The organism is Pseudomonas sp. UBA6310 (assembly GCF_002438225.1).
In the GTDB taxonomy this organism is placed as follows: domain Bacteria; phylum Pseudomonadota; class Gammaproteobacteria; order Pseudomonadales; family Pseudomonadaceae; genus Pseudomonas_O; species Pseudomonas_O kuykendallii.
This window is the reverse complement of record NZ_DJTK01000076.1, coordinates 1-24,745: the sequence shown is the minus strand read 5'-3', so window position 1 is coordinate 24,745 and position 24,745 is coordinate 1. Positions and strand designations below refer to the sequence as shown.

26 protein-coding genes are annotated in these 24,745 nt (G+C 68.2%); 10 read left to right on the top strand and 16 right to left on the bottom strand.

Features of this window, described 5'->3' with window-relative positions; genetic code table 11:
* Positions 1-13 precede the first annotated feature (13 nt).
* Both B3E91_RS18600 and B3E91_RS18595 read left to right on the top strand, forming a co-directional pair.
* Positions 14-967 carry a hypothetical protein gene (locus B3E91_RS18600; RefSeq protein ID WP_287030926.1) on the top strand — a complete coding sequence of 318 codons (954 nt, stop codon included), beginning with the start codon at positions 14-16 and terminating at the stop codon, positions 965-967.
* 4 nt (positions 968-971) lie between these two features.
* Positions 972-1,562: a lytic transglycosylase domain-containing protein gene (locus B3E91_RS18595; protein WP_287030924.1), complete on the top strand. Its 591-nt coding sequence runs from the start codon at positions 972-974 to the stop codon at positions 1,560-1,562.
* A gap of 48 nt (positions 1,563-1,610) precedes the next feature.
* On the opposite strand, the gene B3E91_RS18590 is transcribed toward B3E91_RS18595, so the two are convergent.
* Together B3E91_RS18590 and B3E91_RS18585 are read right to left on the bottom strand one after the other, a co-directional pair.
* The gene (locus tag B3E91_RS18590; RefSeq protein WP_287030923.1) at positions 1,611-1,886 is read right to left on the bottom strand and encodes an acylphosphatase; all 276 of its coding nucleotides are present in this window, start codon (positions 1,884-1,886) and stop codon (positions 1,611-1,613) included.
* A 1-nt stretch (position 1,887) separates the two neighbouring features.
* Positions 1,888-2,355: a TlpA family protein disulfide reductase gene (locus tag B3E91_RS18585; protein ID WP_287030922.1), complete on the bottom strand. Its 468-nt coding sequence runs from the start codon at positions 2,353-2,355 to the stop codon at positions 1,888-1,890.
* 29 nt (positions 2,356-2,384) lie between these two features.
* On the opposite strand from B3E91_RS18585, the gene B3E91_RS18580 reads away from it, so the two are divergent.
* Positions 2,385-3,785: a PilZ domain-containing protein gene (locus B3E91_RS18580; RefSeq protein ID WP_287030921.1), complete on the top strand. Its 1,401-nt coding sequence runs from the start codon at positions 2,385-2,387 to the stop codon at positions 3,783-3,785.
* A 9-nt stretch (positions 3,786-3,794) separates the two neighbouring features.
* Here the strand turns inward: B3E91_RS18580 and B3E91_RS18575 are convergent, their stop codons facing one another.
* On the bottom strand, positions 3,795-5,024 hold the full coding sequence (locus B3E91_RS18575) for a virulence factor BrkB family protein (protein ID WP_287030920.1): 1,230 nt from the start codon (positions 5,022-5,024) through the stop codon (positions 3,795-3,797).
* Positions 5,025-5,156: 132 nt separating this feature from the next.
* Between B3E91_RS18575 and arsC the strand changes: the two genes are divergently transcribed.
* From arsC to B3E91_RS18560, 3 genes are read left to right on the top strand one after another with little or no spacing between them, the layout of a single operon-like run.
* Positions 5,157-5,510 carry an arsenate reductase (glutaredoxin) gene (gene arsC, locus B3E91_RS18570; RefSeq protein WP_287030919.1) on the top strand — a complete coding sequence of 118 codons (354 nt, stop codon included), beginning with the start codon at positions 5,157-5,159 and terminating at the stop codon, positions 5,508-5,510.
* Complete coding sequence (gene wrbA / locus B3E91_RS18565) at positions 5,507-6,103, top strand: NAD(P)H:quinone oxidoreductase (protein WP_287030918.1); 597 nt, start codon at positions 5,507-5,509, stop codon at positions 6,101-6,103. Before arsC ends, wrbA begins: the two co-directional genes overlap by 4 nt.
* 1 nt (position 6,104) lies before the next feature.
* Positions 6,105-6,518 carry a DUF2069 domain-containing protein gene (locus B3E91_RS18560; RefSeq protein WP_287030917.1) on the top strand — a complete coding sequence of 138 codons (414 nt, stop codon included), beginning with the start codon at positions 6,105-6,107 and terminating at the stop codon, positions 6,516-6,518.
* 129 nt (positions 6,519-6,647) lie between these two features.
* Here B3E91_RS18560 and hda read toward each other — a convergent pair whose 3' ends face one another.
* From hda to B3E91_RS18545, 3 genes are read right to left on the bottom strand one after another with little or no spacing between them, the layout of a single operon-like run.
* Entirely contained in the window at positions 6,648-7,352 is a 705-nt protein-coding gene (gene hda / locus B3E91_RS18555; protein WP_090228118.1) for a DnaA regulatory inactivator Hda, read from the bottom strand.
* On the bottom strand, positions 7,349-8,437 hold the full coding sequence (locus B3E91_RS18550) for an AI-2E family transporter (protein ID WP_090228120.1): 1,089 nt from the start codon (positions 8,435-8,437) through the stop codon (positions 7,349-7,351). The genes hda and B3E91_RS18550 overlap by 4 nt, the downstream gene beginning before the upstream one ends.
* A 48-nt stretch (positions 8,438-8,485) precedes the next feature.
* Positions 8,486-9,535 (bottom strand): DUF2066 domain-containing protein, encoded by a 1,050-nt coding sequence (locus tag B3E91_RS18545; RefSeq protein ID WP_287030914.1) that lies wholly within the window; start codon positions 9,533-9,535, stop codon positions 8,486-8,488.
* A gap of 186 nt (positions 9,536-9,721) precedes the next feature.
* On the opposite strand from B3E91_RS18545, the gene purM reads away from it, so the two are divergent.
* The 3 genes from purM to B3E91_RS18530 are packed head-to-tail and all read left to right on the top strand — an operon-like array spanning position 9,722 to position 12,155.
* A complete protein-coding gene (gene purM / locus B3E91_RS18540; protein WP_287030913.1) occupies positions 9,722-10,780 on the top strand; it encodes a phosphoribosylformylglycinamidine cyclo-ligase in 1,059 nt (352 codons plus the stop codon).
* Positions 10,780-11,430 carry a phosphoribosylglycinamide formyltransferase gene (gene purN, locus B3E91_RS18535; protein WP_287030912.1) on the top strand — a complete coding sequence of 217 codons (651 nt, stop codon included), beginning with the start codon at positions 10,780-10,782 and terminating at the stop codon, positions 11,428-11,430. Before purM ends, purN begins: the two co-directional genes overlap by 1 nt.
* Positions 11,431-11,438: 8 nt before the next feature.
* A complete protein-coding gene (locus B3E91_RS18530; RefSeq protein WP_287030911.1) occupies positions 11,439-12,155 on the top strand; it encodes a DUF3108 domain-containing protein in 717 nt (238 codons plus the stop codon).
* Positions 12,156-12,249: 94 nt separating this feature from the next.
* Here the strand turns inward: B3E91_RS18530 and B3E91_RS18525 are convergent, their stop codons facing one another.
* From B3E91_RS18525 to B3E91_RS18480, 10 genes are all read right to left on the bottom strand, one after another.
* Positions 12,250-12,789 carry a DUF2058 domain-containing protein gene (locus B3E91_RS18525; protein WP_090228133.1) on the bottom strand — a complete coding sequence of 180 codons (540 nt, stop codon included), beginning with the start codon at positions 12,787-12,789 and terminating at the stop codon, positions 12,250-12,252.
* Positions 12,790-12,911: 122 nt separating this feature from the next.
* Positions 12,912-13,739, bottom strand: a complete 828-nt coding sequence (gene mazG / locus B3E91_RS18520) for a nucleoside triphosphate pyrophosphohydrolase (protein ID WP_287030909.1) — start codon at positions 13,737-13,739, stop codon at positions 12,912-12,914.
* A 26-nt stretch (positions 13,740-13,765) separates the two neighbouring features.
* Positions 13,766-16,012 carry a GTP diphosphokinase gene (gene relA / locus B3E91_RS18515; RefSeq protein ID WP_273229409.1) on the bottom strand — a complete coding sequence of 749 codons (2,247 nt, stop codon included), beginning with the start codon at positions 16,010-16,012 and terminating at the stop codon, positions 13,766-13,768.
* A 66-nt stretch (positions 16,013-16,078) separates the two neighbouring features.
* The gene (rlmD, locus tag B3E91_RS18510) at positions 16,079-17,440 is read right to left on the bottom strand and encodes a 23S rRNA (uracil(1939)-C(5))-methyltransferase RlmD (RefSeq protein ID WP_287030907.1); all 1,362 of its coding nucleotides are present in this window, start codon (positions 17,438-17,440) and stop codon (positions 16,079-16,081) included.
* A gap of 18 nt (positions 17,441-17,458) precedes the next feature.
* Positions 17,459-18,358, bottom strand: a complete 900-nt coding sequence (gene cysM / locus B3E91_RS18505; protein ID WP_287030906.1) for a cysteine synthase CysM — start codon at positions 18,356-18,358, stop codon at positions 17,459-17,461.
* A gap of 99 nt (positions 18,359-18,457) precedes the next feature.
* Positions 18,458-19,285 carry an ABC transporter ATP-binding protein gene (locus tag B3E91_RS18500; protein WP_287030905.1) on the bottom strand — a complete coding sequence of 276 codons (828 nt, stop codon included), beginning with the start codon at positions 19,283-19,285 and terminating at the stop codon, positions 18,458-18,460.
* Positions 19,282-20,337 carry a FecCD family ABC transporter permease gene (locus tag B3E91_RS18495; RefSeq protein ID WP_287030903.1) on the bottom strand — a complete coding sequence of 352 codons (1,056 nt, stop codon included), beginning with the start codon at positions 20,335-20,337 and terminating at the stop codon, positions 19,282-19,284. Before B3E91_RS18495 ends, B3E91_RS18500 begins: the two co-directional genes overlap by 4 nt.
* Positions 20,334-21,347: a FecCD family ABC transporter permease gene (locus B3E91_RS18490; RefSeq protein WP_287030902.1), complete on the bottom strand. Its 1,014-nt coding sequence runs from the start codon at positions 21,345-21,347 to the stop codon at positions 20,334-20,336. The genes B3E91_RS18495 and B3E91_RS18490 overlap by 4 nt, the downstream gene beginning before the upstream one ends.
* Positions 21,347-22,282 carry an ABC transporter substrate-binding protein gene (locus tag B3E91_RS18485; RefSeq protein ID WP_287030901.1) on the bottom strand — a complete coding sequence of 312 codons (936 nt, stop codon included), beginning with the start codon at positions 22,280-22,282 and terminating at the stop codon, positions 21,347-21,349. Before B3E91_RS18485 ends, B3E91_RS18490 begins: the two co-directional genes overlap by 1 nt.
* A 137-nt stretch (positions 22,283-22,419) precedes the next feature.
* Positions 22,420-23,382 (bottom strand): alpha/beta hydrolase, encoded by a 963-nt coding sequence (locus B3E91_RS18480; RefSeq protein ID WP_287030900.1) that lies wholly within the window; start codon positions 23,380-23,382, stop codon positions 22,420-22,422.
* A gap of 189 nt (positions 23,383-23,571) precedes the next feature.
* Here B3E91_RS18480 and B3E91_RS18475 point away from each other — a divergent pair.
* Positions 23,572-24,745 (top strand): histidine kinase dimerization/phospho-acceptor domain-containing protein (locus B3E91_RS18475; RefSeq protein WP_287030899.1); only part of this gene is annotated, 1,174 nt, incomplete at its 3' end.

Sequence of the window (24,745 nt, the reverse complement as noted above, 5' to 3'; positions counted from 1 at the left end):
CACAGAGCCCTTCATGTTCAACGCAAGTTCATTGCGCCTCGCCGGCGCCGCCCTGGGCGGTGCGCTTTTTCTCGCAGGCTGCGCCAACCATCTGCCGCAGCGCAGCGAACACGAGGAAAGGGTCGAGCGAAAGCTGCTGAGCCATAGCCTGCAGATCGAGACCGGCGAACCCGCCGTCCTCGAGCTGCCGCAACGACGCGTGCGCATTCTCGAGCAGAAGACCTTCGAGCTGACCGAGTTCGAAGTCACCCGTCGTTACGACCGCTACACGCCCTACCAGGCCTGGCGCGAACTCTACGAAGTGCCGCTGGGCGCGGTCGCGGTGGTCGCTGGCGTCGGTGCCAATGTGCTCAACGTGGTGCTGCTCGGGCGCCTGCCGGACAGCGCCACCAAGGGCTGGATCAGCTACGGCTTCGCCGGCCTCAACCCGTTCATGAACGTGCAGTCCAACGGCCGCTCGCAGCAGAACCTGGCCGGCATCGACGAGCGTCAGCTCGACAAACGCATGGATTACTCCAGCCTGCCGTGGGCGGAGCGCCCGGTGCAGGTCAAGGTGGGCACGCACGATCTCGACCTGCTCACCGACCGCACCGGCGTGCTGCGTCTGAACCTGCTCGACGGCCCGTTCGCCGAGCAGGATTTGAGCGGTGTCGCTACCCTCGGCATCAGCGTCGAGGACCCGCAGGATGGAACCCGCGCCTCCGCCAGCCTGGGCATCAGCCGTTCCCTGCGGGGCAAGCTCAGCGAAGCCCACGCGCTGATCTTCGATGACCTCGAAGGCGACGACGTCGATCAGTGGGTGCATCGGGTCAAGCGTCTTTCCGAACTCGGCCTGGAAGAAGAAGCCAGCGAACTGGAGCAGAGCCTGATCGAACTGACCCGCAACGATCCGGAGCTGCAGAAGGAATTCCTCCACGCGCTGCTCAAGGATGCCGGCCGCCTGGCCGCCGATCCGGGCGAGGACTGAGCCCGTGGGCCCGGCGTCGTGGTGGCGCTGCGCCCTGCTCGCGCTGCTGCTGGTGACATCTGCGGCGCACTCGGCGCTGAGCCAGCTTCCCCAGGCGCCCGAGCCCGAGTTGCGCGCACTGCTGCAACGCACCGTGGCCGAATCCGAGAGTTTTCAGGACCGTTTCGACGCCGAGGTCTGGTTGCTCGACATGTCGACACGCCTGCAGCGCTACGTGCCGCGTGCCGACGATCGCCTGACGCTGCTGCGCCTGGTCCACCGGGAGGCCAGCAAGGCGGGCCTCAAGCCTGATCTGGTGCTGGCGCTGATCCACGCCGAAAGTCGCTTCGACCGCTTCGCCATCTCCTCGGTGGGCGCCCAGGGCATGATGCAGGTGATGCCCTTCTGGAAGGCCGAGCTGGGCAGGCCGCAGGACAACCTCACCGACAACGCCACCAATCTGCGCTACGGCTGCACCATCCTCAGCTACTACCTGAAAAAGGAAAACGGCGACCTGAGCCGGGCCCTGGCGCGCTACAACGGCAGCCTCGGCAAGAACTGGTATCCGGCACGGGTGATCGGGATCTGGCAGGACATCTGGTACGTGAAGCCGTGAGGGGACGCGCCGGCTGGCCCGCAGCGGGCACGCGCACGCGGACGGTCGTCAGCGGCGGATGGCGAAACCGACCAGCCCCTGCGCAGAGCGCTCGTCCAGCGCCAGCGCATCGACGCGCGCGCCGGCCGGCCCGTGTTTCAGCCAATCGGCCAGTTGCTGCAGCGCCTCGTCCCGCCCCTCGAACAGCGTTTCCACACGCCCGTCCGGCAGATTGGCCACCCAACCCGCGAGCCCCAGGCGTTGCGCCTGAGCCTGCGTGGCCTGGCGAAAACCGACGCCCTGTACCTTGCCGGCGATCAGCCCGTGCAGGCAGCGACGGGCCATTTCAGGAACCCGACCGTAGCGTCGCGAGACGCGCGCGCAGGCCTTCCGCGGTCTGCTCGCCGAGCAGCCGTTCGCGCAGCTTGCCCTGCGGATCGACGATGAAGGTGGCCGGCAGCGCCTCGCTGCGTGGCAGGGCGAAACGCTCGGCGGGGTCCCGGGCGAGCACCACGAAGCGAATGCCCATATCGCTAGCCGCCTTGCTCAGCGCCTCGTCCTGCAGGCCATCGAAGTTTACCCCGATGACCTTGCCCCCCTCGGACGCGAGCTGTTCGGAAAGCTGGTTGAGCTGCGGAATCTCGGTGCGACAGGGCCCGCACCATTCGGCCCAGTAGTTGATGACCAACCACTGGCCTTCGAGACTGCCAGCCGTTACCTTCTGCCCATGCTGGTCGAGCCCCAGGTTCTCGCCACAGCCGCTGAGCAGCAGGCACGCCAGCAGCCCCATGACCCGTCGGAGTTGCGTTCCCATGCTTTCGATCCTCGTGCTCGCTGATTGATATGATCCTGGATGCCTTGCACCTGGGTGTGGCGGACATCGACGGTGAACCGATAGCGCCTTTGGCGGAGTTGAACGGGCGCTTGCTGGAGGCCCGCCAGCAAGCGCTGGAGATCGGCCTGCAGGAGACCCTGAGGCTGCTGTTCCGCCTCAATCGCAGCGCCCTGACCTTACTTGAAAGGCAGCGCGCGCTGCAAAGCTTCAGCGACGAGTTCCGCCACTACGCCAAGTCCCTTTCGCCACAGGGTCCGCTGCCGCCGTTGTTTTTGCGCCTGTGCGCGGAGCTGGCGGTGGGCTTCAAACGCCTGCTGTTGCAGATCATCCAGGGCCGCTCGCCGTCCCGTCCGCACCTCGCCTGGTGCCTGTACATGGCGCTGTATTTCACCGCGCAGTGCCTGCTGCGTCACTACCATCTGTACCAGGAGCCCGCGCCGGAGCTGTGGCGCGACAGCCACCTGCTCTACTGGATCGGCGAGCAGCAGGCCTGCCTCGACGAGCCGGTGGCGGCCGCTTTCCAGCCCACTCCCGCGAGCACGCCGGGCGGGCTCTATCAGCAGGTCCTGCTGCTGGCGCTGAGCAACCCCTTCCACCTCGCCGAGGAAGAATGCCTGCTGCTGTTCAGTGCCCTGGCGCCGCTCGCCACGCTGCCACAGGTGATGCCGTGGGCGGTGGACGACGACAGTGGTGCCCCGGTCATCGACCTCACCCTCGCGCAGCCTTCGCTGGCGCCTGGACAGCCCGCCAACGGCAATCCCGCCTATCTGCGCCGGCTCGAACTCGGCGCCCTGCTGATTGCGGTGAACGACCCCGCCCCGCTGCGCAGCGGCCCGGAGCATCACCTGCTGGAACGGGTCAAGCACCACTGGCTGGGTCGGGAGCAGCGCCGCCACCCGCGCAGCGAACGGGCGGCCGACTGCAACCTGCTGATCGGCCTGCAGGCGATCCATGCCCATCTGCTGGAACAACGCCCCGTGCAATGCGCGGCGCGCCTGGTCGACAGCAGCGCGGGCGGCGCCCGGCTGCTCTGCCCGTCCGGACTCGGCAACCAGTTCCCGGTCGGTCAACTGGTGCTGCTGCTCGACGGCGCGCCGAACCTGGTGATGGTGCGCTGGCGTCACCTCAACGCCGAGGGGCTGCACCTCGGCCTGCATGCGATGCAGGGCCTGCCGCGCCCGGTATGGCTGCGCCGCACGCCCAGCGGGCAGACGCACCCCGGACTGCTGCAGAGCACGGCTTCGGAGAATGGCTGGGAACATGGGCTGTGGCTGGCGCGCGATGCGTTTGCCGAGGGCGAGAAGCTCTGGCTGCAGCTGAGCGGCATGCACAGCCAGACCGAGATCCAGCTGTCACCGGCCAACCTCGGCAGCACCACGGTCAGCCGCCATCCGCTGAAACTGCGCTGAGCGACGGCCTCAGCGGTCGTGTGGCGCGGCGGGCTGCAGCCAGCCGGCCAGGTCCTCGCCGAACAGCTCGACCTGCTCCTCGTGCAGTTTCGCCAGCGCGTCGCGCAGCGGCACCAGCCAGTGCTCGCCCGCTTTGTCCGGCAGTTGCTCGACGCGCGGCAGCGGCCAGGGACTATGGCGGATCAGTTGGTGCACCGGGTAGCGACTCAGGTCGCGGCACAGTACCCAGGCGCCGCCACTGGTACGGCAGACCAGTTGTTCGCTCTCGAGAAACTCGACCACCTCGACCCACTCGTCCTCCGGCATCGGCCAGCCGGCGCTGCGCATGTCCGCATGACGCACCGGGCGCCCGCTCTGCTGACGCTGGTGAAACACCCGCAGCGCGCCGAACACCGCCAGCAGCCGGGGCACCTCGCGGTTGCGCCATTCGCGCGACGACGACAGATTGCACACCAGTTCGGCGCCGAGCAGGACGATTATCCAGGACAGGTAGATCCACAGCAGGAACAGCGGCACCGTGGCGAACGCGCCGTAGATCAGCTGGTAGCCGGGGAAGAATCCGACGTAGAAGCTGAAGGCCTTCTTCGCCGCCTCGAACAGCACCGCGGCGAACACTCCGCCGATCAGGGCGTGCCCCAGCGGCACGCGGGTGTTCGGCACCGCCGCGTAGAGCAACGTGAAGGCCGCCACGCTGAGCAGCAGCGGCATGTACTTGAGCAGCGTGCCGGCGCCGATCAGCGGATGCGGCCCGCTGATCAGCGACAGCGAGGCGATGTAGGTGCTCAGCGCGAAGCCGGCGCCCAGCAGCAGCGGCCCGAGGCTGAGAATCGCCCAGTAGATGAGGAAGCTGGTGATCCCGCGGCGCGTCTGGTGGACCCGCCAGATCGTATTGAAGACCTTCTCGATGGTCAGCAGCATCAGCAGCGCGGTGACCAGCAGAAAGGCGATGCCGACCCAGGTCAGTTGGCGCGCCTGGACCGTGAACATCCGCAGATATTCCTCGATGGCGCTGCCGGTGGTGGGCACGAAATTGCGGAAGATGAAGCTCTGGATCAGCTCGCCCATGTTCTGGAACGCCGGCACCGCCGAGAGCATGGCGAAGGTCACCGTCATCATCGGCACCACCGCGAACAGCGTGGTGTAGGTCAGCGCCGCGGCGTTGTTCGGCCCCTGGTCGGCCAGAAAGCGGCGCAGCAGGAAACGCCAGAAATCGACGGTATCGATGAAGCGCGTACGCATCCCTTCTCCTTTGATCCGGCCAGTCACCGGCGTGCATGGGCCGCCGCGCTGCGACGGTGATACCACGCAGGCTCCGGAGCGGCGCCGAGGCGGGTAGAATAGCCGCCACCTCACGCAAGATGCGATCCGCAAATGACCGATCTGATCCTCTATCACAACCCCCGCTGCTCGAAATCCCGCGGCGCGCTGGAGTTGCTCGAAGCGCGCGGCCTGTCGCCGGTCGTCGTGCGTTATCTGGACACACCGCTGAACGCCGCCGAGATAAAGGCACTGCTGGGCAAGCTCGGCATCGGCGCGCGCCAGTTGCTGCGCCGTGGCGAAGACGAATACGCCACCCTCGGCCTGGCCGACGAGCAACTCGACGAAGCCCACCTGATCGACGCGATGGCCCGCCATCCGAAGCTCATCGAGCGACCGATCCTGGTGGTCGGCGACAAGGCGGTGATCGGCCGTCCGCCGGAGAAGGTCCTGGAGCTGCTGCCATGAGCGCGCCCTACGTCCTGGTCCTGTACTACAGCCGCCACGGCGCCACCGCCGAAATGGCCCGGCTCATCGCCCGCGGCATCGAGCAGGCCGGCATGGAGGCCCGCCTGCGCACGGTGCCGGCGGTCTCCAGCGAGTGCGAAGCGGTAGCCCCGGCGATTCCTGCCGACGGCGCGCTCTACGCCAGCGTTGACGACCTCAAGCACTGCGCCGGCCTGGTGCTCGGCAGCCCGACGCGCTTCGGCAACATGGCCGCGCCGCTCAAGTACTTCCTCGACGGCACCAGCGGCCTGTGGCTGACCGGCGAGCTGGTGGGCAAGCCGGCAGCGGTGTTCACCTCCACCGCCAGCCTGCACGGCGGCCAGGAAACCACCCTGCTGTCGATGATGCTGCCGCTGCTGCACCACGGCATGCTGATCTGCGGCCTGCCCTACAGCGAGGCGGCGCTGGTCGAGACCCGCGGCGGCGGTACGCCGTACGGCGCCAGCCATCACGCCGGCGTCGACGGCAAACGCCCGCTCGACGAGCACGAAGCGGCCCTCTGCCGCGCCCTCGGGGAGCGCCTGGCGCGCGTCGCCCAGCGCCTGGAGAACTGACATGGCCAAGACGCCAAAGCCACTGCCGGCGCTGGAATGGCTGCAACCGCGGATGAAACTGGTGCGCAGCCTCAGCCTGCTCAGCTTCGTCGCCCTGGCGGTGCTGATCGTCGGCTGGAACCTGGCATTCGCCGACCTGCACGGCGCGCGGGTCGGCGTAGTGCTGGCGATCCAGCTGGTGCCGCTGGCACTGCTCGCGCCGGGCATGCTGATGGGCAGCCCGCGCGCGCATGCCTGGCTGTGCTTCGTGGTGAACCTGTATTTCATCCAGGGCGTACTCGCCGCCATCGACCCGGCGCGCGCACTGTACGGCTGGCTGGAAGCGGTGATCAGCGCCCTGCTGTTCTGCACCGCCCTGCTCTACACGCGCTGGTGCTTCCAGTACCAGCGCAAGCTCGCCGGCGAAGGGAACTGAGCAGCTTGCTCGATGGTTACGGCGCAGCGGATGCCCTGTGCGCCAGTGATCCCGTGCGCTGCGCCTAACCCATCCTACGGTGGGGTCAGATGCTCTCGTAGATACAAGGACGGGTTAGCGGCGAGCGCCCTACCAACCCAGGGTTTCCTTGAGGAACGGAATGGTCAGCTTGCGCTGAGCCTGCAATGACGCCTGGTCTAGACGCTCGAGCAGTTCGAACAGCGCGCTCATGCTGCGCGCGCCGCGGGTGAGGATGAAGCGCCCGACTTCATCGTTGAGGTGCAGCCCGCGGCGCGAGGCGCGCAGTTGCAGGGCGCGCAGCTTGTCCTCGTCGGACAGCTGCTGCAGCTGGAACACCAGCGCCAGACTCAGCCGTGATTGCAGGTCGGGCAAGCCGATCGCCAGCTCGCGCGGCGAAGCGCTGGCCGACAGCAGCAGCCGCCGACCGGCGTCGCGCAACCGGTTGAACAGGTGGAACAGCGCCTCTTCCCAGTCGGCGCGTCCGGCCACCGCGTCCAGATCGTCAAGGCAGACCAGCTCGCACTGCTCCAGGTTGTCCAGCAGCGCCGGGCCGTGGTCGACCACCTCGCCGAGCGGCAGGTAGACCGCCAACTCGCCGCGCTGCTCGAAGCGCAGACAGGCCGCCTGCAGCAGGTGGCTGCGGCCGACCCCCTCGGCACCCCACAGGTAGATCAGGCTCTCCGTCCAGCCGGCGTCCGCCTCGCACAGGCATTCGACGTAGCCCAGCGCGGCCGCGTTGGCGCCGGGGTAGTAGTTGGCGAAGGTGGCGTCGTCACGCAGACGGACGCCGAGGGGGAGCTGCAGGGGTGTCATGCCGGACCGGGAGGTTCATGGGAGTTGGAAGGCTCCCGATAGAGGTCTGAAAGTTTATATAAAACATGCACATGCCGCAGCAGAACCATGACCACCGCCGCCACCGGCAAGGCCAGCAGCACACCGGTGAAGCCGAACAGCTGGCCGCCGGCGAGGATGGCGAAGATCACCGCCACCGGGTGCAGGCCGATGCGGTCGCCGACCAGCAGTGGCGTCAGCAGCATGCCCTCGAGCAACTGGCCGACGGTGAACACCGCCGCGACCCCGATCAGCGGATACAGATCGCCGCCGTACTGGAACAGCGCCGCGATCACCGCCGCGCCGAAACCGACGACGAAGCCCATGTACGGAACGATGCTGGCGAGACCGGCGAGCAGGCCGATCAGCAGGCCGAGGTCGAGGCCGATGATCATCAGCCCGGCGGCGTAGATCACCCCGAGCGCCAGCATCACCAGCATCTGCCCGCGCAGGAAGGCGCCGAGTACCTCATGGCACTCGCCGACCAGTTGCACGGTGGTTTCCTCGTTGCGCCGCGGCAGCAGCACGCGCAGGCGGGCGACCATCAGGTCCCAGTCGCGCAGCAGGTAGAAGCTCACCACCGGGATCAGCAGCAGATTGCCCAGCCAGGCGAGCAGCGCCAGGCTCGAGGTGGTCGCGCTGGCGAGGACGATGCCGACGATGTCGGTGGTCTGCCCCAGGTGCTCGGAGAACACCGCCTTGATCCGGTCGAAACGCCAGAACTCCTCGGCCAGGCCGAGCTTGGCCTGCAGCCAGGGCAGCGCGCTGACCTGCAGCCAGTCCAGCGCCCGCGGCGCCAGCTGATAAAGGTGCATCAACTGCTTGCCGAGCATCGGCAGGACGATCAGCAGCGCCGCCAGCAGGATCAGGCTGAACAGCGCGAACACCGCGACCACGGCAAGCGTGCGCGAAAGCTTCCAGCGCTCCAGCCGATCGACCAGCGGATCGCCGAGGTAGGCCAACAGCACGCCGATGAGGAACGGCGAGAGGATAGGAGTGAGCAGATAGATCAGCCAGCCGGCCAGCAGCAGGCCGATCAGCCACAGCCAGCGATTAGAAGGGGTCATGCTCGATTCCTTGAACGGGGAAGTCAGCGGCCGCGCAGTGTACGCCGGCTACCAGCCGAAACGCAGCACGGGGTCCCGAGGGGCGGCAGGCGCCGCGGGGGACGCGGCCGGATCGGTCGCCACGCCTTCCGCCGGCGCGCTGGCTGCGGGCGCTTCGGCGGCCAGCTCGTGCAGGCCACCCAGCGCGAGCTGCGCGCGCAGTTGCTCCGGGCTGGCGTTCAACTGGTAATTGAGCTGATTGCCCGAGACGCTCTGCAGATGCGCCGCGAAGGGTTCGAGCAGGCGATCCAGTTCGGCGTAGCGCGCCAGGTCGGCGCCTTCTATCTGCACCGACAGCCCGCGCGCGGCGCCCGGCTTGGCGACGAAGCGCGGCGCCAGGCGCTGGTTCACGGCCCACATCACGGCCTCGGCCAGGCTGGCGGCGTCGGCGCCCTCGGCGTTGCCCTGCTCGCGGGAGTCGCCGAGCCAGAGCTTCCACTGCGCCGTCCACTTGCCCTCTTCCTCGTGGGCATCCACCGCCAGCAGCGCATCCGCGCCGTAACGCGTGGATATCTCGCGCAGCGCGTCCGGCGACGACGCCTTGAGGGTGTCGGCGGTCGCCACCAGTTGCTCCGGAAGATCGGCCAGCGGCAGGCGCAGCGGCAGCCCGGCGCGCTGGGCGGCGGCACGCAGCGGCGCGGCGCTGCCCTGGCCATCGCCGACCAGACTGGCGGCGTCGACGGACTCGTTCAGCCACCAGGCAAGAATCGACGGCCGGTTGGCGCCCCACAGGGATATGCCGGCGCGGCTCAGCGCGCGCTCGCTGGATAGCGGATCGAAGTCGACCCGCAGCGCCTCGTCGTCGTAACCGTATTGGCTGATCAGTTGCTGCGGGTCCTTGCGCAGCTCGGCGAGGCCCGGATTGCGCAGCGCCGCCGGGTCGCCGGAAAGCCGCAGTACCAGGGTATCCAGCGCCCGTTGCAGGGCCTGTTCGCGGTCCGCCGGCTGCTGGCTGGTGACCGGCTCGCGCACCTCGTAGAGCCCGGCGACCGGTTCGGCGAAGCTCGGCAGGCACGGCAGCGACAGGCTGAGAAGGAGCAGACGGGCGATCGGGCGCATGGATAACTCTCAGGACGTGGGCGGCATGGCGGCCGCCAGGAGGGCTATACCTTAAACAGCCCTCCGCCACCCGGCAACCGGGCGGGCAGGATGGCCGCTGCCCGGCAAGCCTGATAAAATCGCGCGCCTTCGCAGACCGGCCCCGCGCGGCACCGGTCCCACCCCGAAACCCCAAGGGCCCGATTTATGAGCAAGCAACCCTCCATCAGCTACAAGGACGCCGGTGTCGACATCGACGCCGGAGAAGCGCTCGTCGAACGCATCAAGGGTGTGGCCAAGCGCACCGCGCGTCCGGAAGTGATGGGCGGCCTGGGTGGCTTCGGCGCCCTTTGCGAAATCCCCGCCGGCTACAAACAGCCCGTGCTGGTCTCCGGCACCGACGGCGTCGGCACCAAGCTGCGCCTGGCGCTGAACCTCAACCAGCACGACAGCATCGGCCAGGACCTGGTCGCCATGTGCGTCAACGACCTGGTGGTGTGCGGTGCCGAGCCGCTGTTCTTCCTCGACTACTACGCCACCGGCAAGCTCAACGTCGACGTGGCCGCCACCGTGGTCACCGGCATCGGCGCCGGTTGCGAGCTGGCGGGCTGCTCCCTGGTCGGCGGCGAGACCGCCGAGATGCCTGGCATGTACGAAGGCGAAGACTACGACCTGGCCGGCTTCTGCGTCGGCGTGGTGGAAAAGGCCGAGATCATCGACGGCTCGAAGGTCGCCAGCGGCGACGCACTGATCGCCCTGCCCTCGTCCGGCCCGCATTCCAACGGTTACTCGCTGATCCGCAAGATCATCGAAGTCGCCGGCGCCGACATCGAGAGCATCCAGCTCGACGGCAAACCGCTGAAAGACCTGCTGATGGCGCCGACGCGCATCTACGTCAAGCCGCTGCTCAAGCTGATCAAGGACACCGGCGCGGTGAAGGCCATGGCCCACATCACCGGCGGCGGCCTGCTCGACAATATCCCGCGCGTGCTGCCGCAAGGCGCCCAGGCGCTGGTCGACGTGGCCAGCTGGACCCGCCCGGCGGTGTTCGACTGGCTGCAGGAGCAGGGCAACGTCGATGAGCACGAGATGCATCGCGTACTCAACTGCGGCGTCGGCATGGTCATCTGCGTCGCCCAGGAACACGTCGAAGCCACGCTGAGCAATCTAACCGCCAGCGGCGAGCAGCCTTGGCTGATCGGCCAGATCGGCACCGCCGCCGAAGGCGCCGCGCAGGTCGTGCTGAACAATCTGAAAGCCCATTGATGGCCGAACCCTGCAATGTGGTGGTGCTGATTTCCGGCAGCGGCAGCAATCTGCAGGCGCTGATCGACGATCTCCACGGCGCGGGTAGCCCGGCCCGCATCCGCGCGGTGATCAGCAACCGCGCCGACGCAGCGGGCCTTTCCCGCGCGCGGGCTGCCGGCATCGACACCCGCGTACTCGACCACACGCGCTATGCAGGCCGGGAGGCCTTCGATGCCGCGCTGATGGCGGAGATAGACGCTTTCGAGCCGCAGCTGGTGGTCCTCGCCGGCTTCATGCGCATCCTCAGCGGAGGCTTCGTGCGTCACTACCAGGGCCGCCTGCTGAACATCCATCCTTCGCTGCTGCCCCGGCACAAGGGCCTCGACACCCACCGCCGGGCGCTCGAGGCCGGGGACACCGAACACGGCTGCAGCGTGCACTTCGTCACCGAAGAACTCGATGGCGGTCCTCTGGTCGTACAGGCAGTGCTGCCGATCGAAGCGGACGACACGCCCGAGCGCCTGGCGACGCGTGTCCACCACCGGGAGCACCTGATCTACCCACTCGCCGTGCGCTGGTTTGCCGATGGTCGCTTGCGCCTCGCGGCCGATGGCGCAATGCTTGACGGCGCAAAACTGCCGGCCACCGGCCATCTGATCCGAACCTAGGAGCCTTTATGCGTCGCGTCCTGCTGTTCGTCCTCGCCCTGCTCGCCTTGCAGGTACAGGCTTACGAGCTGAAGCCGTTCTCCGCCAGCTACACCGCCGACTGGAAGCAGCTGCCCATGAGCGGCACCGCCGAGCGCAGCCTCAAGGCCGACGGCGACAACCGCTGGCTGCTCAATTTCAAGGCCTCGATGCTGGTTGCCAGCCTCACCGAGGAAAGCACCTTCCGCCAGGACGCGGACCTCTTCGTGCCACTGACCTACCGCTTCGACCGCAGCGGCCTGGGCAAGGGCAAGACCGTCGAGCAGGATTTCGACTGGAACGAAAAGCAGATCATCGGCAGCGACCGCGGCAACCAGCTGCGCGTGCCGCTGAACCGCGGGATGCTCGACAAGTCGACCTACCAGCTGGCGCTGCAATACGACGTGGCCGCCGGCAAGAAGAGCATGAGCTACCAGGTGGTCGACGGCGACGAAGTGGAGACCTACGACTTCCGCGTGCTGGGCGAGGAAGTGGTGCGCACCCGCGCCGGCCTGCTGGATGCGATCAAGGTGGAGCGCGTGCGCGACCCCACCCAGAGCAACCGCAAGACCGTGCTCTGGTTCGCCAAGGACTGGGATTACCTGCTGGTCAGCCTGCAGCAGGTGGAAAAGGACGGTAAGGAATACCAGATCATGCTCGCCGAGGGCGACGTCGACGGCCGCAAGGTCGAAGGCCGCCGCGACTGATTCGCCTCCTCGCTCCTCCGTCCGGGGGAGCGATTCGTTTCACCCCACTCCTTCCTACAAGACACAGGCGCGGCCCCCGAGGCCGCGCCCTGCCTCACCACATCAGGTCGTCGGGAATCTGGTAGGCGGCATAGGGATCGTCGGCATCCGGCGCTTCGGTCTGCACGTTGAGCTGCACCACGCGCTGCGGGTCGCGCTCCTGGATCTTCAGCGCCGCTTCGCGCGGAATCACCTCGTAGCCGCCGCCATGCCGGACGATGGCCAGCGACCCGCGACTGAGCTTGTCGCGCATCAGGTTGTTCACCGAAAGGCGCTTGACCTTCTTCTCGTCGACGAAGTTGTAGTAATCCTCGGTGGTCAGCTTGGGCAGCCGAGAGGACTCGATCAGTTGCTTGATCTGCGCCGCGCGGGCCTTCTGCTCGGCCTTTTCCTGCTGCTGGCGGTTCAGCTCCTGGTCGCGGGCAAGCTTCTCGGCCTGCGCCTGCAGGGCGGCCTGGCGCTGCGAGTCGTCCTTTTCCACCTGGTTCTTCTTCTCCAGGCGGACCTGCTTCTGCTTCTGTTTGCCGGCCTGCTTGGCCTGCTTCTCGTTGACCAGCCCGGCTTTGAGCAACTGATCGCGTAGGGAAAGACTCATGTTTCGGCTCGTCGTGAATTGAATTGGACTTGGGCTGGCGCGCGCTTCATCGCGCCACCCGGGGGATTGTGGTGGATGTGAAAAGCGACATCCACCGGCTTTGTGTTCGCCGCGCAGTGGGCTCAAAGGGCCGCTGCTTTCTCCTGCTTCTTCGCCTCGCCCCAGAGCGCATCCAGCTCGTCGAGGCTGCACGCCTCGATGGGGCGGCCGCGTTCGCGCAACCGTTGCTCGATGAAGCGGAAACGCCGCTCGAACTTGGCGTTGGCGCCGCGCAGCGCGGCTTCAGGGTCGACCTTGAGATGCCGGGCCAGGTTGACCGCGACGAACAGCAGATCGCCGACTTCCTCGGCGATCGCCCGTGGGTCGTTCTCGCTCATCGCCTCGAGCACTTCGTCGAGTTCCTCGCGGACCTTGTCGACCACCGGCAGCGCCTCCGGCCAGTCGAAGCCGACGTGGGCCGCGCGTTTCTGCAGCTTGGCCGCGCGCGACAACGCCGGCAGCGCTGCCGGTACGTCGTCGAGCAGCGACAGTTGCTGCGGCGCGGAAGCGACCTCGGCGCGCTCCTCGGCCTTGATCTGCTCCCAGCGCTGACGGATCGCCGCCTCTTCCAGGCGAGCCATGTCCGGCGCGCCATACAGGTCGCCGTCGGGAAACACGTGCGGGTGGCGGCGCACCAGCTTGCGCACGATGCCGTCGACCACCGTGGCGAACTCGAAGCGCCCTTCTTCGCGCGCCAGCTGGCTGTAGTAGACGACCTGGAACAGCAGGTCGCCCAGCTCACCGGGCAGGTGGGCGAAATCGCCGCGCTCGATGGCGTCGGCGACCTCGTAGGCCTCTTCGATGGTGTGCGGGACGATGCTCGCGTAGTCCTGCTTGAGGTCCCACGGGCAGCCGTGTTGCGGGTCGCGCAGGCGCGCCATCAGGTGCAGAAGGTCGTCGAGTCGGTACATCGGAATGTCCTGGAGCGCGGAGACCGTCAGCCGCCGACGCGGTGACGGCGGGCTTCGATGATGTTGGGCAACTGCGAGAGGCGCCCGAGCAGACGGCCGAGGGCGTCCAGGCCGGGAATCTCGATGGTCAGCGACATCGATGCGGTGTTGTCTTCCTTGTTCGAGCGGGTGTTCACCGCCAGCACGTTGATGCGCTCGTTGAGCAGCATCTGGGAGACGTCGCGCAGCAGGCCGGAACGGTCGTAGGCGCGAATGACGATGTCCACCGGATAGGTCATCACCGGCACCGGGCCCCAGCTGACCTGGATGATCCGCTCCGGTTCGCGGCTTTCCAGTTGCAGCACCGAGGCGCAATCCTGGCGATGGATGCTGACGCCGCGGCCCTGGGTGATGTAGCCGACGATGGGATCGCCCGGCAGCGGCTGGCAGCAGCCGGCCATTTGCGTCAACAGGTTGCCGACGCCCTGGATCTGGATGTCGCCGCGGCGACCCGGCTTGTTGCCGCCATGCTTGCGCGGGATCAGCTCCAACTGCTCGGAGCCGCGTTCCGGCTCGACCAGTTGCTGGGCATGGTTGATCAGTTGCGCCAGGCGCAGGTCGCCGGCGCCGAGGGCGGCGAACATGTCCTCGGCGGTCTTCATGTTGGCCTTCTCGGCCAGCCGCTCGTAATCCACCTGCAACAGCGCCAGGCGGTTCAGCTCGCGCTCCAGCAGGCCCTTGCCGGCGGCAACGTTCTGGTCGCGGGCCTGCAGCTTGAACCAGTGGACGATCTTCGCCCGCGCCCGCGAGGTGGTGATGTAGCCGAGGTTGGAGTTCAGCCAGTCACGGCTCGGCGAGCCCTGCTTGCTGGTGATGATCTCCACCTGTTCGCCGGTCTGCAGGCTGTAGTTGAGCGGCACGATGCGCCCGTTGATCTTCGCGCCCCGGCAGTTGTGGCCGATCTCGGTGTGCACGCGGTAGGCGAAATCCAGCGGCGTGGCGCCTTTCGGCAGGTCGATGGCGTGGCCGTCGGGGGTGAACACGTAGACCCGGTCCGGCTCGATGTCGACGCGCAGCTGTTCGGCCAGCCCGCCGATGTCGCCCAGTTCCTCGTGCCATTCGAGCACCTGGCGCAACCAGGAGATCTTCTCCTCGTAATGGCTGGACGTGGCCTTGAGGTCGGTGCCCTTGTAGCGCCAGTGCGCGCACACGCCCAGCTCGGCTTCCTCGTGCATGGCATGGGTGCGGATCTGCACTTCCAGCACCTTGCCGTCCGGGCCGATCACCGCGGTGTGCAGCGAGCGGTAGCCGTTCTCCTTGGGGTTGGCGATGTAGTCGTCGAATTCCTTGGGGATGTGCCGCCAGAGGGTGTGCACGATGCCGAGCGCGGTGTAGCAGTCGCGGATTTCCGGGACCAGCACGCGCACCGCGCGGACGTCGTAGATCTGGCTGAATTGCAGGCCCTTGCGCTGCATCTTCCGCCAGATCGAATAGATGTGCTTGGCGCGCCCGCTGATGTCGGACTTGATCCCGGTGGCGGCCAGCTCGGCACGCAACTGGTCCATCACCGTGGTGATGTACTGCTCGCGGTCCAGGCGTCGCTCGTGCAGCAGCTTGGCGATCTGCTTGTACTGCTCGGGCTCGAGGTAGCGGAACGACAGGTCCTCCAGCTCCCACTTGATATGGCCGATGCCCAGGCGGTGCGCCAGCGGCGCGTAGATGTCGAAGACCTCGCGGGCGACGCGGTGGCGCTTCTCGTCGTCGGCATTCTTCACGGTACGGATGGCGCAGGTGCGCTCGGCGAGCTTGATCAGCGCGACGCGCACGTCGTCGACCATCGCCACCAGCATCTTGCGCAGGTTCTCCACCTGCGCCTGGGTGCCGAGCACCAGCGACTGGCGCGGGTTGAGGCTGGCGCTGATCGCCGCCATGCGCAGCACGCCCTCGATCAGCTTGGCGACCACGGGGCCGAAGCGCTGGTTGACGTCGGGAAGCTGGATCTGCCCCTCGCGAACGCCGCGATAGAGCACTGCGGCGATCAGCGAGTCCTGGTCGAGCTTGAGGTCGGCGAGGATTTCGGCGATTTCCAGGCCGGTCTGAAAGCTCGACGTGCCTTCGACCCAGAGGTTCTGCGCGGCATTCGCCTGCTGCTCTACCTGGCGGGCGAACTCGCAGGCCTCGCGCATGGCGTCGCGATCCAGCGCCGGGTCGAGACCGATGACGTGGTCCAGCCACGCCTCCAGATTGATGCTGCCGTCGGTATTGATCGGCTGATGCGCTCTGACCTGTACCATTTCGCCTATCCCCACGACGTGCCGAACACGTCGAAAACGTCGGTCCGGAAAATTGGACCGCACGGATTACCGGAGCTTCCCGCTCCTCTCGAATAAAACCATCGCCTCGACATGCGCCGTCTGCGGGAACATGTCGAGGATGCCGGCGCGCCGCATCCGGTAGCCCTGACGGGCCAGCTCGGCTGCATCGCGCGCCAGAGTCGCCGGATTGCACGACACGTACAGCACCCGATCGGCATCCAGCTCGGCCAGGTGCCGCACCACATCCCACGCGCCATCGCGCGGGGGGTCCAGCAGAATCGCGTCGAAGCCCTGCTGCGCCCAGGGCGCCTCGGCAAGCGGCTTCGACAAGTCGGCCTGGAAAAAGTGCACGTTGCCCAGACCGTTACGCCGCGCGTTACCCTGCGCGCGCTCGACCATCTGCGCCACGCCTTCCACCGCTACCACTTCACGCACCCGCTGCGCCAGCGGCAGGGCGAAATTGCCCAGCCCGCAGAACAGGTCGAGGACCCGCTCGCCAGGCTGCAGCGCCAGCCATTCCAGGGCCTGGGCAACCATCGCCTGGTTCACCGGCGCGTTGACCTGGACGAAATCGCCGGGGCGAAAATCCAGTTGCAGATCCCAGTCCTCCAGGCGGTAACCCAGCTCCTGCCCGGCCATGAACGCCTGCGGCTCGCCCGTGCCCTGCAGCCAGAGCTGCGCGGCGTGATCGGCGCAGAACGCCTGCAAGCGTTGCAGATCGGCCTCGCCGAGCACCGCCGTGTGCCGCACCAGCAGCGCCTCGGCGGTGCCGCTGAAGATTTCCACGTGGCCGATCGCCTGGGGTTTGTCCAGCGCACGCAGCACCTGCGGTAACGCGCGCACGATCGGCTGCAAGGGCTGTACCAGCACCGGGCATTCGTCGATGGAAAGGATGTTCTGGCTGGACGCCTCGCGGAAGCCGACCTCCAGCCGCGAGGCCCGCGCGTCCCAGCGTACGGCGATGCGGGCACGGCGCCGGTAGGCGAACTCCGGCCCGCTCAGCGGCGCGGCCCACTGCTCCGGCTGCAGCTGCGCGGTGCGCGTCAGTTGCTCGTCGAGGGTGCGCTGTTTCAGCGCCAGCTGCTCGGCATGGGGCAGGTGCTGGAGGCTGCAGCCACCGCACTGGCGCGCGTGCTTGCAGGGCTCGACACGGCGCAGCGGCACGGCCTCGAGCACGCGTTCGACGCGTGCCTCGACCACCTGGCTGCGCGCGCCGAGCACCCGCGCCTCGACCCGCTCGCCCGGCAGCGCACCGGCGACGAACCAGGTGCGCCCGTCGAGAAAGGCGATGCCGCGCCCGTCGTGGGCGAGACGCTCGATGCTCAGCTGCTGCTTCTTGCCGGTCGGCACCTGCACGCTGCGCGCGCCGCCACTGGGCTGAAAACGCAGGCCGCCACGCTTGGCCATCAGCGCGCGCTCCGCGGATCAGGGCTGTTCATACACACCGGTGGACAGGTAGCGGTCGCCGCGGTCGCAGACGATGGCCACGATCACCGCGTTCTCGACTTCGCGCGACAGGCGCAAGGCCGCCGCCACCGCGCCGCCGGACGAGACGCCGCAGAAGATGCCTTCCTCGCGGGCCAGGCGGCGCATCACGGTTTCGGCTTCGCTCTGCGCCATGTCGACGACCCGGTCGACGCGCGTGGCGTCGTAGATCTTCGGCAGGTATTCCTGCGGCCAGCGCCGGATGCCGGGGATCGCCGAGCCCTCCATCGGCTGCAGGCCGACGATCTCGATCGCCGGGTTCTGTTCCTTGAGGTAACGCGAGGTGCCCATGATGGTGCCGGTGGTACCCATGGAGCTGACGAAGTGGGTGATGGTGCCGGCGGTCTGCCGCCAGATCTCCGGGCCGGTGCCGGTGTAGTGCGCCTGCGGGTTGTCGCCGTTGGCGAACTGGTCGAGCAGCTTGCCCCGGCCTTCGCGCTGCATCCGCTCGGCAAGGTCGCGGGCGCCTTCCATGCCCTCCTCCTTGCTCACCAGGATCAGCTCGGCGCCGTAGGCGGTCATCGCCCACTTGCGTTCGTCGGTGGAGTTGTCCGGCATGATCAGGATCATCCGGTAGCCCTTGATCGCGGCGGCCATGGCCAGGGCGATCCCGGTATTGCCGGAGGTGGCTTCGATCAGCGTATCGCCGGGCTGGATGTCGCCGCGCAGCTCGGCGCGGGTGATCATCGACAGCGCCGGGCGGTCCTTCACCGAGCCGGCCGGGTTGTTGCCCTCGAGCTTCACCAGCAGGGTGTTGCTGGTTTCGCCGGGCAGGCGCTGCAGGCGGACCAGAGGCGTGTTTCCGATGCAATCGGCGATCGTGGGGAACTGCGGAGTCATGGGCTCGACGATCCGAACGGCGAAAAGAAGGCGCCTATGATACCGGCAAACCCGGCGCCGCCCCACCGCGACGACGCACGCAATGAACCGGCAGGCCGATCAGCGCGGGCGGCGACTCACACCGGCGATCAACGGCGTGCCGCTGTGCGGATCGCGCAGCAGCATGCACTGCACGTCGTACAGCTGCTCCACCAACTCAGGAGTGACGATCTCGCCCGGTGCGCCCTCGGCGACGATCCGCCCGTCCTTCATCGCCACCAGATGATCGGCGTAGCGGCATGCGCTGGAGAGGTCGTGCACCACCATCACCACCGTCTTGCCCGCCGCGGCCAGCCCGCGAATCAGCTCGAAAACTTCGATGGCGTGCCCCAGGTCGAGGGCCGAGGTGGGCTCGTCGAGCAGCAGCAGCGGCGTTTGCTGCGCCACCGCCATGGCGATCCAGGCGCGCTGGCGCTGGCCGCCGGACATCGACTCCAGCGGCCGCTCGGCCAGCTCGACCAGGTCGGCGACGCGCAGCGCCTCCTCGACGATGGCCTGATCCTCGGCCGACCACTGGCGCAGGATGCCCTGGTGCGGCTGGCGGCCGAAACGGATCAGCTCGGACACGCTGAGGCCGTCCGGCGCGGTCGCGTCCTGCGGCAGCAACGCCAGCAACCGCGCCACCTCGCGTGACGGCTGGCTGCCAATGGCGGCGCCGTTGAGCAGCACCGCGCCGGCGCTCGGCTTGTGCAGGCGCGACAGGCCGGCGAGCAAGGTCGACTTGCCACAGCCGTTGGGCCCGACGATGGCGGTGACCTTGCCCGGCGGAATGCGCAGCGACAGCTCGCGCACGATCGGCGTGTCGCCGTAGCCCAGGCTCAGCGCCTGGGCCTCGAGGGTCGCCGTGGCGCTCGACCGGCCGATGAGCGGGGATTCGGGGTGGCTCATGTCAGCCTCCGCGCCGGCTGGCGCAACAGTATCCACAACAGATAGGGGCCGCCGACGATGGCGGTGACCACGCCGACCGGGATTTCCACCGGCGCCAGCAGGGTGCGCCCGGCCCAGTCGGCGCCGAGCATCAGCAGCGCGCCAGCGAGCCCGGCGTTGAGCACCGGCACGCCGCGATGGCCGCTCAGGTAGCGGGCCATTTCCGGCGCGGCCAGGGCGATCAGCCCGACCGGGCCGGCGACCGCCACGCCAAGCGCGGTGAGCGCCACCGTGACGATCAGCGTGAGCAGGCGCATGGCACCCAGGCGCACGCCGAGGCCGACCGCGACGCTGTCGGAGAAGCGCATCAGGTCCAGCGCTCGCCCCAGGTACTTGGCCAGCGGCAGGCATACCGCCAACCCCGCCGCGAGCAGCCAGACCGCCTGCGCGGGGCGCGCGTTGAGGCTGCCGACAGTCCACGGATAAGCCTGGTTGGCGGCGTCCATGTCAGTGCGCGCCAGCATCAGGTTGGTCAGCGCGCCGAACACCGCGCCGATGGCGATGCCGACCACGATGAACCGGTAGCCGCGCGCTCCGGCGCCCGCACTCAGACCGAAGGCCAGGGCGGCCGCCGTCGCCGCGCCAACCAGAGCGAGCATCGACGGCGCCAGGCTGGTCGGCACGGCGACAATGGAGGCGACGGCGAACGCGGTGGCGCCCTCGTCGATGCCGATCACGCCCGGCGTGGCCAGGCGATTGCGCGCCAGCGTCTGCAGCAGGCAGCCGGCGACGCCGAAAGTCAGCCCGGTGAGCACGCCGGCGGCCAGGCGCGGCAGGCGCAGCTCGCGCACCAGGAAGACCTGCATCGGCTCGCCCTGGCCGAAGGTGGCCTGCACCGCGCTCCACGGCGACAACAGCGCGCTGCCCGAGGCCAGGCTGATCGCCGCCATCGCCAGCAGCGCCAGGCCCAGCGCCAGCCCGACCAGCAAGCCGCGCCGGTTGAACAGAACGCGCCAGGGCCCGACGGCCAGCAGCCAATGGCCGGCCGGCGCATGCAGAGGCCGGGCGTTCATAGCGTTGGCAACCGGTGACTGCGCACCACGGCGATCAGGATCGGCGCGCCGACGAAGGCGGTGACCACTCCGATAGGCAACTCGTAGGGCCTCACGATCAACCGCGACAGCGTGTCGGCGAACAGCACGATGGCCGGCCCGAGCAGCAACGACAGGCCGAAGGTGCGGCGGATGTCGGGCCCGACCAGGCGCCGCGCAATGAACGGAACGATCAGGCCGACGAAGGCGATCGGCCCGGCGGCGGCGGTGGCGGTGCCCACCAGCAGCGCGACGCCGGCCAGCGCGGCCAGGCGGATCGCCGCCGGATGATGGCCGAGGCCGCGGGCCATTTTCTCGCCGAGGGCCAGGGCGGCCAGCGGACGGATAATCGGCAGCAGCACCAGCAGGCCGAGCAGCAGGCCGGGCAGGCTCCAGCCCAGCACGTCCTGCGGCCGGCCGGCCAGTGCGCCGATGATCCAGAAACGGATTTCGTCGGCGCTGCGCTGGTCCTGCAGCAGAATCAGGCTGCTCAGCGCCGAGAGGATGCCGGAGAACGCGGCGCCGGCCAGCACCAGGCGTACCGGGTCGTTGCCCAGCCCGCGCGCCTGGGTCACCAGCAGCACCAGCAGGCAGCCGACCAGCGCCCCACCGATGGCGACGCCGAGGTTGAGGGTCGCCGCGCTGGCGCCAAGGCCGATCGCCAGCACCACGGCGAACGAGGCGCCGGCGCTGACGCCGAGCAATCCCGGCTCGGCCAGCGGGTTGCGGGTCGCCGCCTGCAGCACCACGCCGGCCGCGCCGAGCGCCGCACCGACCAGCAGGCCGAGCAGGGTTCGCGGCAGGCGCAGCTCGAAGACCACGAAGCGCGCATCGTCAGTGCCCTGCCCCAGCAGCGTCTGCACGCCTTGCAGCGGGTCGACGTTGCCGGCGCCGAACAGCAGGCTGGCCAGGCACAGCACGAGCAGCGCGCCGCCATTGAGCAGCAGCGCGGCGGGAACCGTCAGCGGGACGGGGGAACGACACGGGGACATCAGTCGCGCAGCGCCTTCTCCACGTCATCCAGCACTATCTGCGCGGCCAGCGGCCCGGAACCGCTGCTCCAGACCTGGCCGTCGACGCTCAGCAGCTTGCCGTGGCTCACCGCGTTCAGCCGCTCGAAGGCCGGCTGGCGGCGCGCCTGCTGCAAGGCCTTGTCGCCGTCCGGATTGAGGGTGGCGAGGAACAGCCAGTCGCCGTCCACCTGCGAGAGGTTCTCCAGGCTCAGGGTGTCGCTGTGCGGTTTCTCGGTCAGCGAGCGCGCCAGCGCCGTGCTCTCGAAGCCCAGCTGGCCAAGCAACTGGCCGACGAACAGGCGGTTGGACATGAGGATCGGCCCCTGCGGGTTCCAGCGCACCACGGAGGCGACGACGCCCGGCCTGATCTCGGTCTTCAGCGCGGCGATGCGTGCATTGACCTGCTCGAGATAGGCCTCGGCCTCGGCCCGCTTGCCGAGGGCCTCGGCGTAGAAGGTGGTGACCTCCTGCCAGGCGTCGAAGGAATTGCCCTTGGGCACCAGGGTCGGCGCCATCAGGCTGAGCTTGGCGTAGAGGTCGCGGGTCAGGTCCGGCGCGGCGAGGATCAGGTCGGGCTGCAGTTGCAGCACCGCTTCCAGGTTCACCTCGCGGCTCGTACCGGCCATCGCGATGGGCCCGGCCTTGTCCTTCAGGTAGTTGGCAACACCGCTGCCGCCGCGCGTGGCGAGCGTGCCGACCGGCTTCACGCCCAGCGCCAGCGCGGTGTCCAGCGCCGTCTCCGTGAGCACCACCACCCGCTGGGGCGTGCCGTCCAGGCTGACCGCGCCGTAAGCGGTGTCCAAGGTCCGCGCGGCCGCTTCGGCATGCACAGCGAAGACCATCACCCAAGCGCCGAGCAGCGCTGCGGCGGCCCGCTGGAGCGAACGGGAAGTCGGGAGGAACGCATGGGGCATGACCATTTCCTTGCTCTAGAAACAGGCGAAGACGCGGGGCGAAAGGATAACCGGGGCGGCAGACAATAATCGTTCTCAAACGCCAGATATTTGTATCAGATCAATGACGGAGGCTTCCGGCAGGCTCGCGACCGGTCTCACTCGCCGTCCCGAGCCAGTTCCGCCGGCGTCCTGCCCACCGCCAGTTGCAGCGCCAGATCGAGCGAAACCGGCAGCAGCGGACCGTGGCCCATGCCGGGAAAGCCGCGATAGCCGACCTGCATGCCCGGCCGTTGCGCCAGGCGCCCGGCCAACTGCGCGATGGCGTCCGGCGGCACCGCGGTCTGGGCCTCGCGGCGTGCCTGGATCACCTTGTCGTCCACCCCTGGCGGCGTGCCGCCATCGGCCGGGGCCTCGCCGTGCATCAGCAGCAGGCGCTTCGGCCTGTTCTCTCGGCTGGCGAACGCCTTCTCCTCGCTGAGGACGAACCCCTTCTGCCACCACAGCGACGGATCGGCGGCGGCGTAGAACTGGAAGCTCTGCGGCCGGGTGAACAGGCAGTGCAGCACCAGCAACCCGCCGTAGGAATGGCCCCAGAGCGTCTGCCGCGACCTGTCGAGCGGCGCGCGTTCGGCCACCGCCGGCTTGATGCGTTGCTCCAGCAGGTCGAGGAACCGGTCCGCCCCGCCGCCCTGGCGGTCACGGGAGAGGTCGTCGATGACGTGCGCCACGCCCGGCATCGGCGGCGTGTAGTCGTAGGCCCGGGCGACCACGTCGAAGCGCAGGTCGGTGGCGTAACCGATCGCCACCAGCACCGGCGGGCCCTGTCGGTCCAGCTCGCCCAGGCGCTTCTCGTCCAGCGCGGCCATGGCGGCGTTGCCGTCGAGCAGGTAGATCACCGGATAGCCGGTCCGGGGCGCCGGTCGCCGGGGCACGCCGACCCAGATGCGGTAGTGCCGCGCACGGTCCGCCGAGTGCATCTCCAGGGTCTCGAAACGGTAGAAGGCCGAGCCACGCTCGGCGATCGTCGGGCCGAGCTTCTCGCTCAGGTCGGGCTTGGCCTGTACCGGAGCGGCGATGCCCAGGCACAGCAGAAGGGAAAGCCACAGAACGCGCTTCATCGATTCATCCCTCTCCGTGGCCACCAGATCGGGTCGTCCGCAATCAGCGGAATGCGGGGGGAAACGAGACTGATAGACTGCATGGAGACGGCCCGAGATCAAATGAGAACGATTCTACATCGCCGTCGATCGTTAGTGCCCAGGGAATCGCGGCGCATTGCACACACCACCGAGCGGGGGCCGATCATCGTGTTGACGGATTTGGGGATAAAGGGACGTGTCCTGCTGCTGACGCTGCTGCCCACCAGCCTCCTGGCGCTGATGCTGGGCGGCTACTTCACCTGGATGCAGCTTTCCGACCTGCAATCCCAGTTGCTCCAGCGCGGGCAGATGATCGCCGAGCAGCTGGCGCCGCTGGCCGCAGCCTCGCTGGCACGGCGCGACAGCGCGCAGCTCGAACGGATCGCCGACGACGCCCTGGAGAATCCCGACGTGCGCGCGGTGAGCTTTCTGGGTTCCGACCGCGCCCGCCTGGCCCACGCCGGGCCGGGCATGCTCAACCTGATGCCCGATGGCGACGGCAATCGCCTGTCGCTGAACAGCGGCAACGACGCCACGCGCTTTCTCCTGCCGGTATTCAACCGCCATCGCGCACTCGGCGGCGACGTCGACCCGACTGGAGACGAGCGCCTGCTCGGCTGGGTCGAGGTCGAGCTGTCGCACCAGGGCACCCTGCTGCGCGGCTACCGCAGCCTGCTCGCCAGCCTGTTGCTGATCGTCACGGGCCTCGGGGTGACCGCGCTGCTCGCGCTGCGCATGGGGCGCACCATCAATGAACCCCTTCTGCTAATCCGCCAGGCCGTTGCGCAGCTCAAGGACGGCCATCTGGAAACCCGCCTGCCGCCGCTGCGCAGCCGCGAACTGGACCAGGTCGCCGAGGGCATCAACAGCATGGCGCAATCGCTGCAGAGCGCCCGCGAGGAACTGCAGCACAGCATCGACCAGGCCACCGAGGACGTCCGGCAGAACCTGGAGACCATCGAGATCCAGAACATTGAGCTGGACCTGGCGCGCAAGGAAGCGATCGAGGCCAGCCGCATCAAGTCCGAATTCCTCGCCAACATGAGCCACGAGATCCGCACCCCGCTCAATGGCATCCTCGGCTTCACTAACCTGCTGCAGAAGAGCGAGCTGACCTCGCGCCAGCATGACTACCTGGGCACCATCGAGAAATCCGCGGAGAACCTCCTCGGCATCATCAACGAGATCCTCGACTTCTCGAAGATCGAGGCCGGCAAGCTGATGCTGGAGAACCTGCCGTTCAACCTGCGCGACCTGCTCCAGGACACCCTGACGATTCTCGCCCCGGCGGCGCATGCCAAGCAGTTGGAGCTGGTCAGTCTGGTCTATCGCGACACGCCGC

Bases quoted from the DNA above. Each gene is read 5' to 3' on its own strand.
- B3E91_RS18560 (WP_287030917.1), top strand. From the start codon at position 6,105: ATGGCCAAGACGCCAAAGCCACTGCCGGCGCTGGAATGGCTGCAACCG.
- B3E91_RS18495 (WP_287030903.1), bottom strand. From the start codon at position 20,337: ATGAACGCCCGGCCTCTGCATGCGCCGGCCGGCCATTGGCTGCTGGCC.
- B3E91_RS18480 (WP_287030900.1), bottom strand. From the start codon at position 23,382: ATGAAGCGCGTTCTGTGGCTTTCCCTTCTGCTGTGCCTGGGCATCGCC.
- cysM (WP_287030906.1), bottom strand. From the start codon at position 18,358: ATGACTCCGCAGTTCCCCACGATCGCCGATTGCATCGGAAACACGCCT.
- B3E91_RS18580 (WP_287030921.1), top strand. From the start codon at position 2,385: ATGATCCTGGATGCCTTGCACCTGGGTGTGGCGGACATCGACGGTGAA.
- B3E91_RS18550 (WP_090228120.1), bottom strand. From the start codon at position 8,437: ATGACCCCTTCTAATCGCTGGCTGTGGCTGATCGGCCTGCTGCTGGCC.
- purN (WP_287030912.1), top strand. From the start codon at position 10,780: ATGGCCGAACCCTGCAATGTGGTGGTGCTGATTTCCGGCAGCGGCAGC.
- B3E91_RS18485 (WP_287030901.1), bottom strand. From the start codon at position 22,282: ATGCCCCATGCGTTCCTCCCGACTTCCCGTTCGCTCCAGCGGGCCGCC.
- relA (WP_273229409.1), bottom strand. From the start codon at position 16,012: ATGGTACAGGTCAGAGCGCATCAGCCGATCAATACCGACGGCAGCATC.
- B3E91_RS18500 (WP_287030905.1), bottom strand. From the start codon at position 19,285: ATGAGCCACCCCGAATCCCCGCTCATCGGCCGGTCGAGCGCCACGGCG.
- wrbA (WP_287030918.1), top strand. From the start codon at position 5,507: ATGAGCGCGCCCTACGTCCTGGTCCTGTACTACAGCCGCCACGGCGCC.
- B3E91_RS18600 (WP_287030926.1), top strand. From the start codon at position 14: ATGTTCAACGCAAGTTCATTGCGCCTCGCCGGCGCCGCCCTGGGCGGT.
- B3E91_RS18545 (WP_287030914.1), bottom strand. From the start codon at position 9,535: ATGCGCCCGATCGCCCGTCTGCTCCTTCTCAGCCTGTCGCTGCCGTGC.
- rlmD (WP_287030907.1), bottom strand. From the start codon at position 17,440: ATGGCCAAGCGTGGCGGCCTGCGTTTTCAGCCCAGTGGCGGCGCGCGC.
- B3E91_RS18530 (WP_287030911.1), top strand. From the start codon at position 11,439: ATGCGTCGCGTCCTGCTGTTCGTCCTCGCCCTGCTCGCCTTGCAGGTA.
- purM (WP_287030913.1), top strand. From the start codon at position 9,722: ATGAGCAAGCAACCCTCCATCAGCTACAAGGACGCCGGTGTCGACATC.
- B3E91_RS18585 (WP_287030922.1), bottom strand. From the start codon at position 2,355: ATGGGAACGCAACTCCGACGGGTCATGGGGCTGCTGGCGTGCCTGCTG.
- B3E91_RS18575 (WP_287030920.1), bottom strand. From the start codon at position 5,024: ATGCGTACGCGCTTCATCGATACCGTCGATTTCTGGCGTTTCCTGCTG.
- B3E91_RS18525 (WP_090228133.1), bottom strand. From the start codon at position 12,789: ATGAGTCTTTCCCTACGCGATCAGTTGCTCAAAGCCGGGCTGGTCAAC.
- arsC (WP_287030919.1), top strand. From the start codon at position 5,157: ATGACCGATCTGATCCTCTATCACAACCCCCGCTGCTCGAAATCCCGC.
- B3E91_RS18490 (WP_287030902.1), bottom strand. From the start codon at position 21,347: ATGTCCCCGTGTCGTTCCCCCGTCCCGCTGACGGTTCCCGCCGCGCTG.
- mazG (WP_287030909.1), bottom strand. From the start codon at position 13,739: ATGTACCGACTCGACGACCTTCTGCACCTGATGGCGCGCCTGCGCGAC.
- B3E91_RS18590 (WP_287030923.1), bottom strand. From the start codon at position 1,886: ATGGCCCGTCGCTGCCTGCACGGGCTGATCGCCGGCAAGGTACAGGGC.
- hda (WP_090228118.1), bottom strand. From the start codon at position 7,352: ATGACACCCCTGCAGCTCCCCCTCGGCGTCCGTCTGCGTGACGACGCC.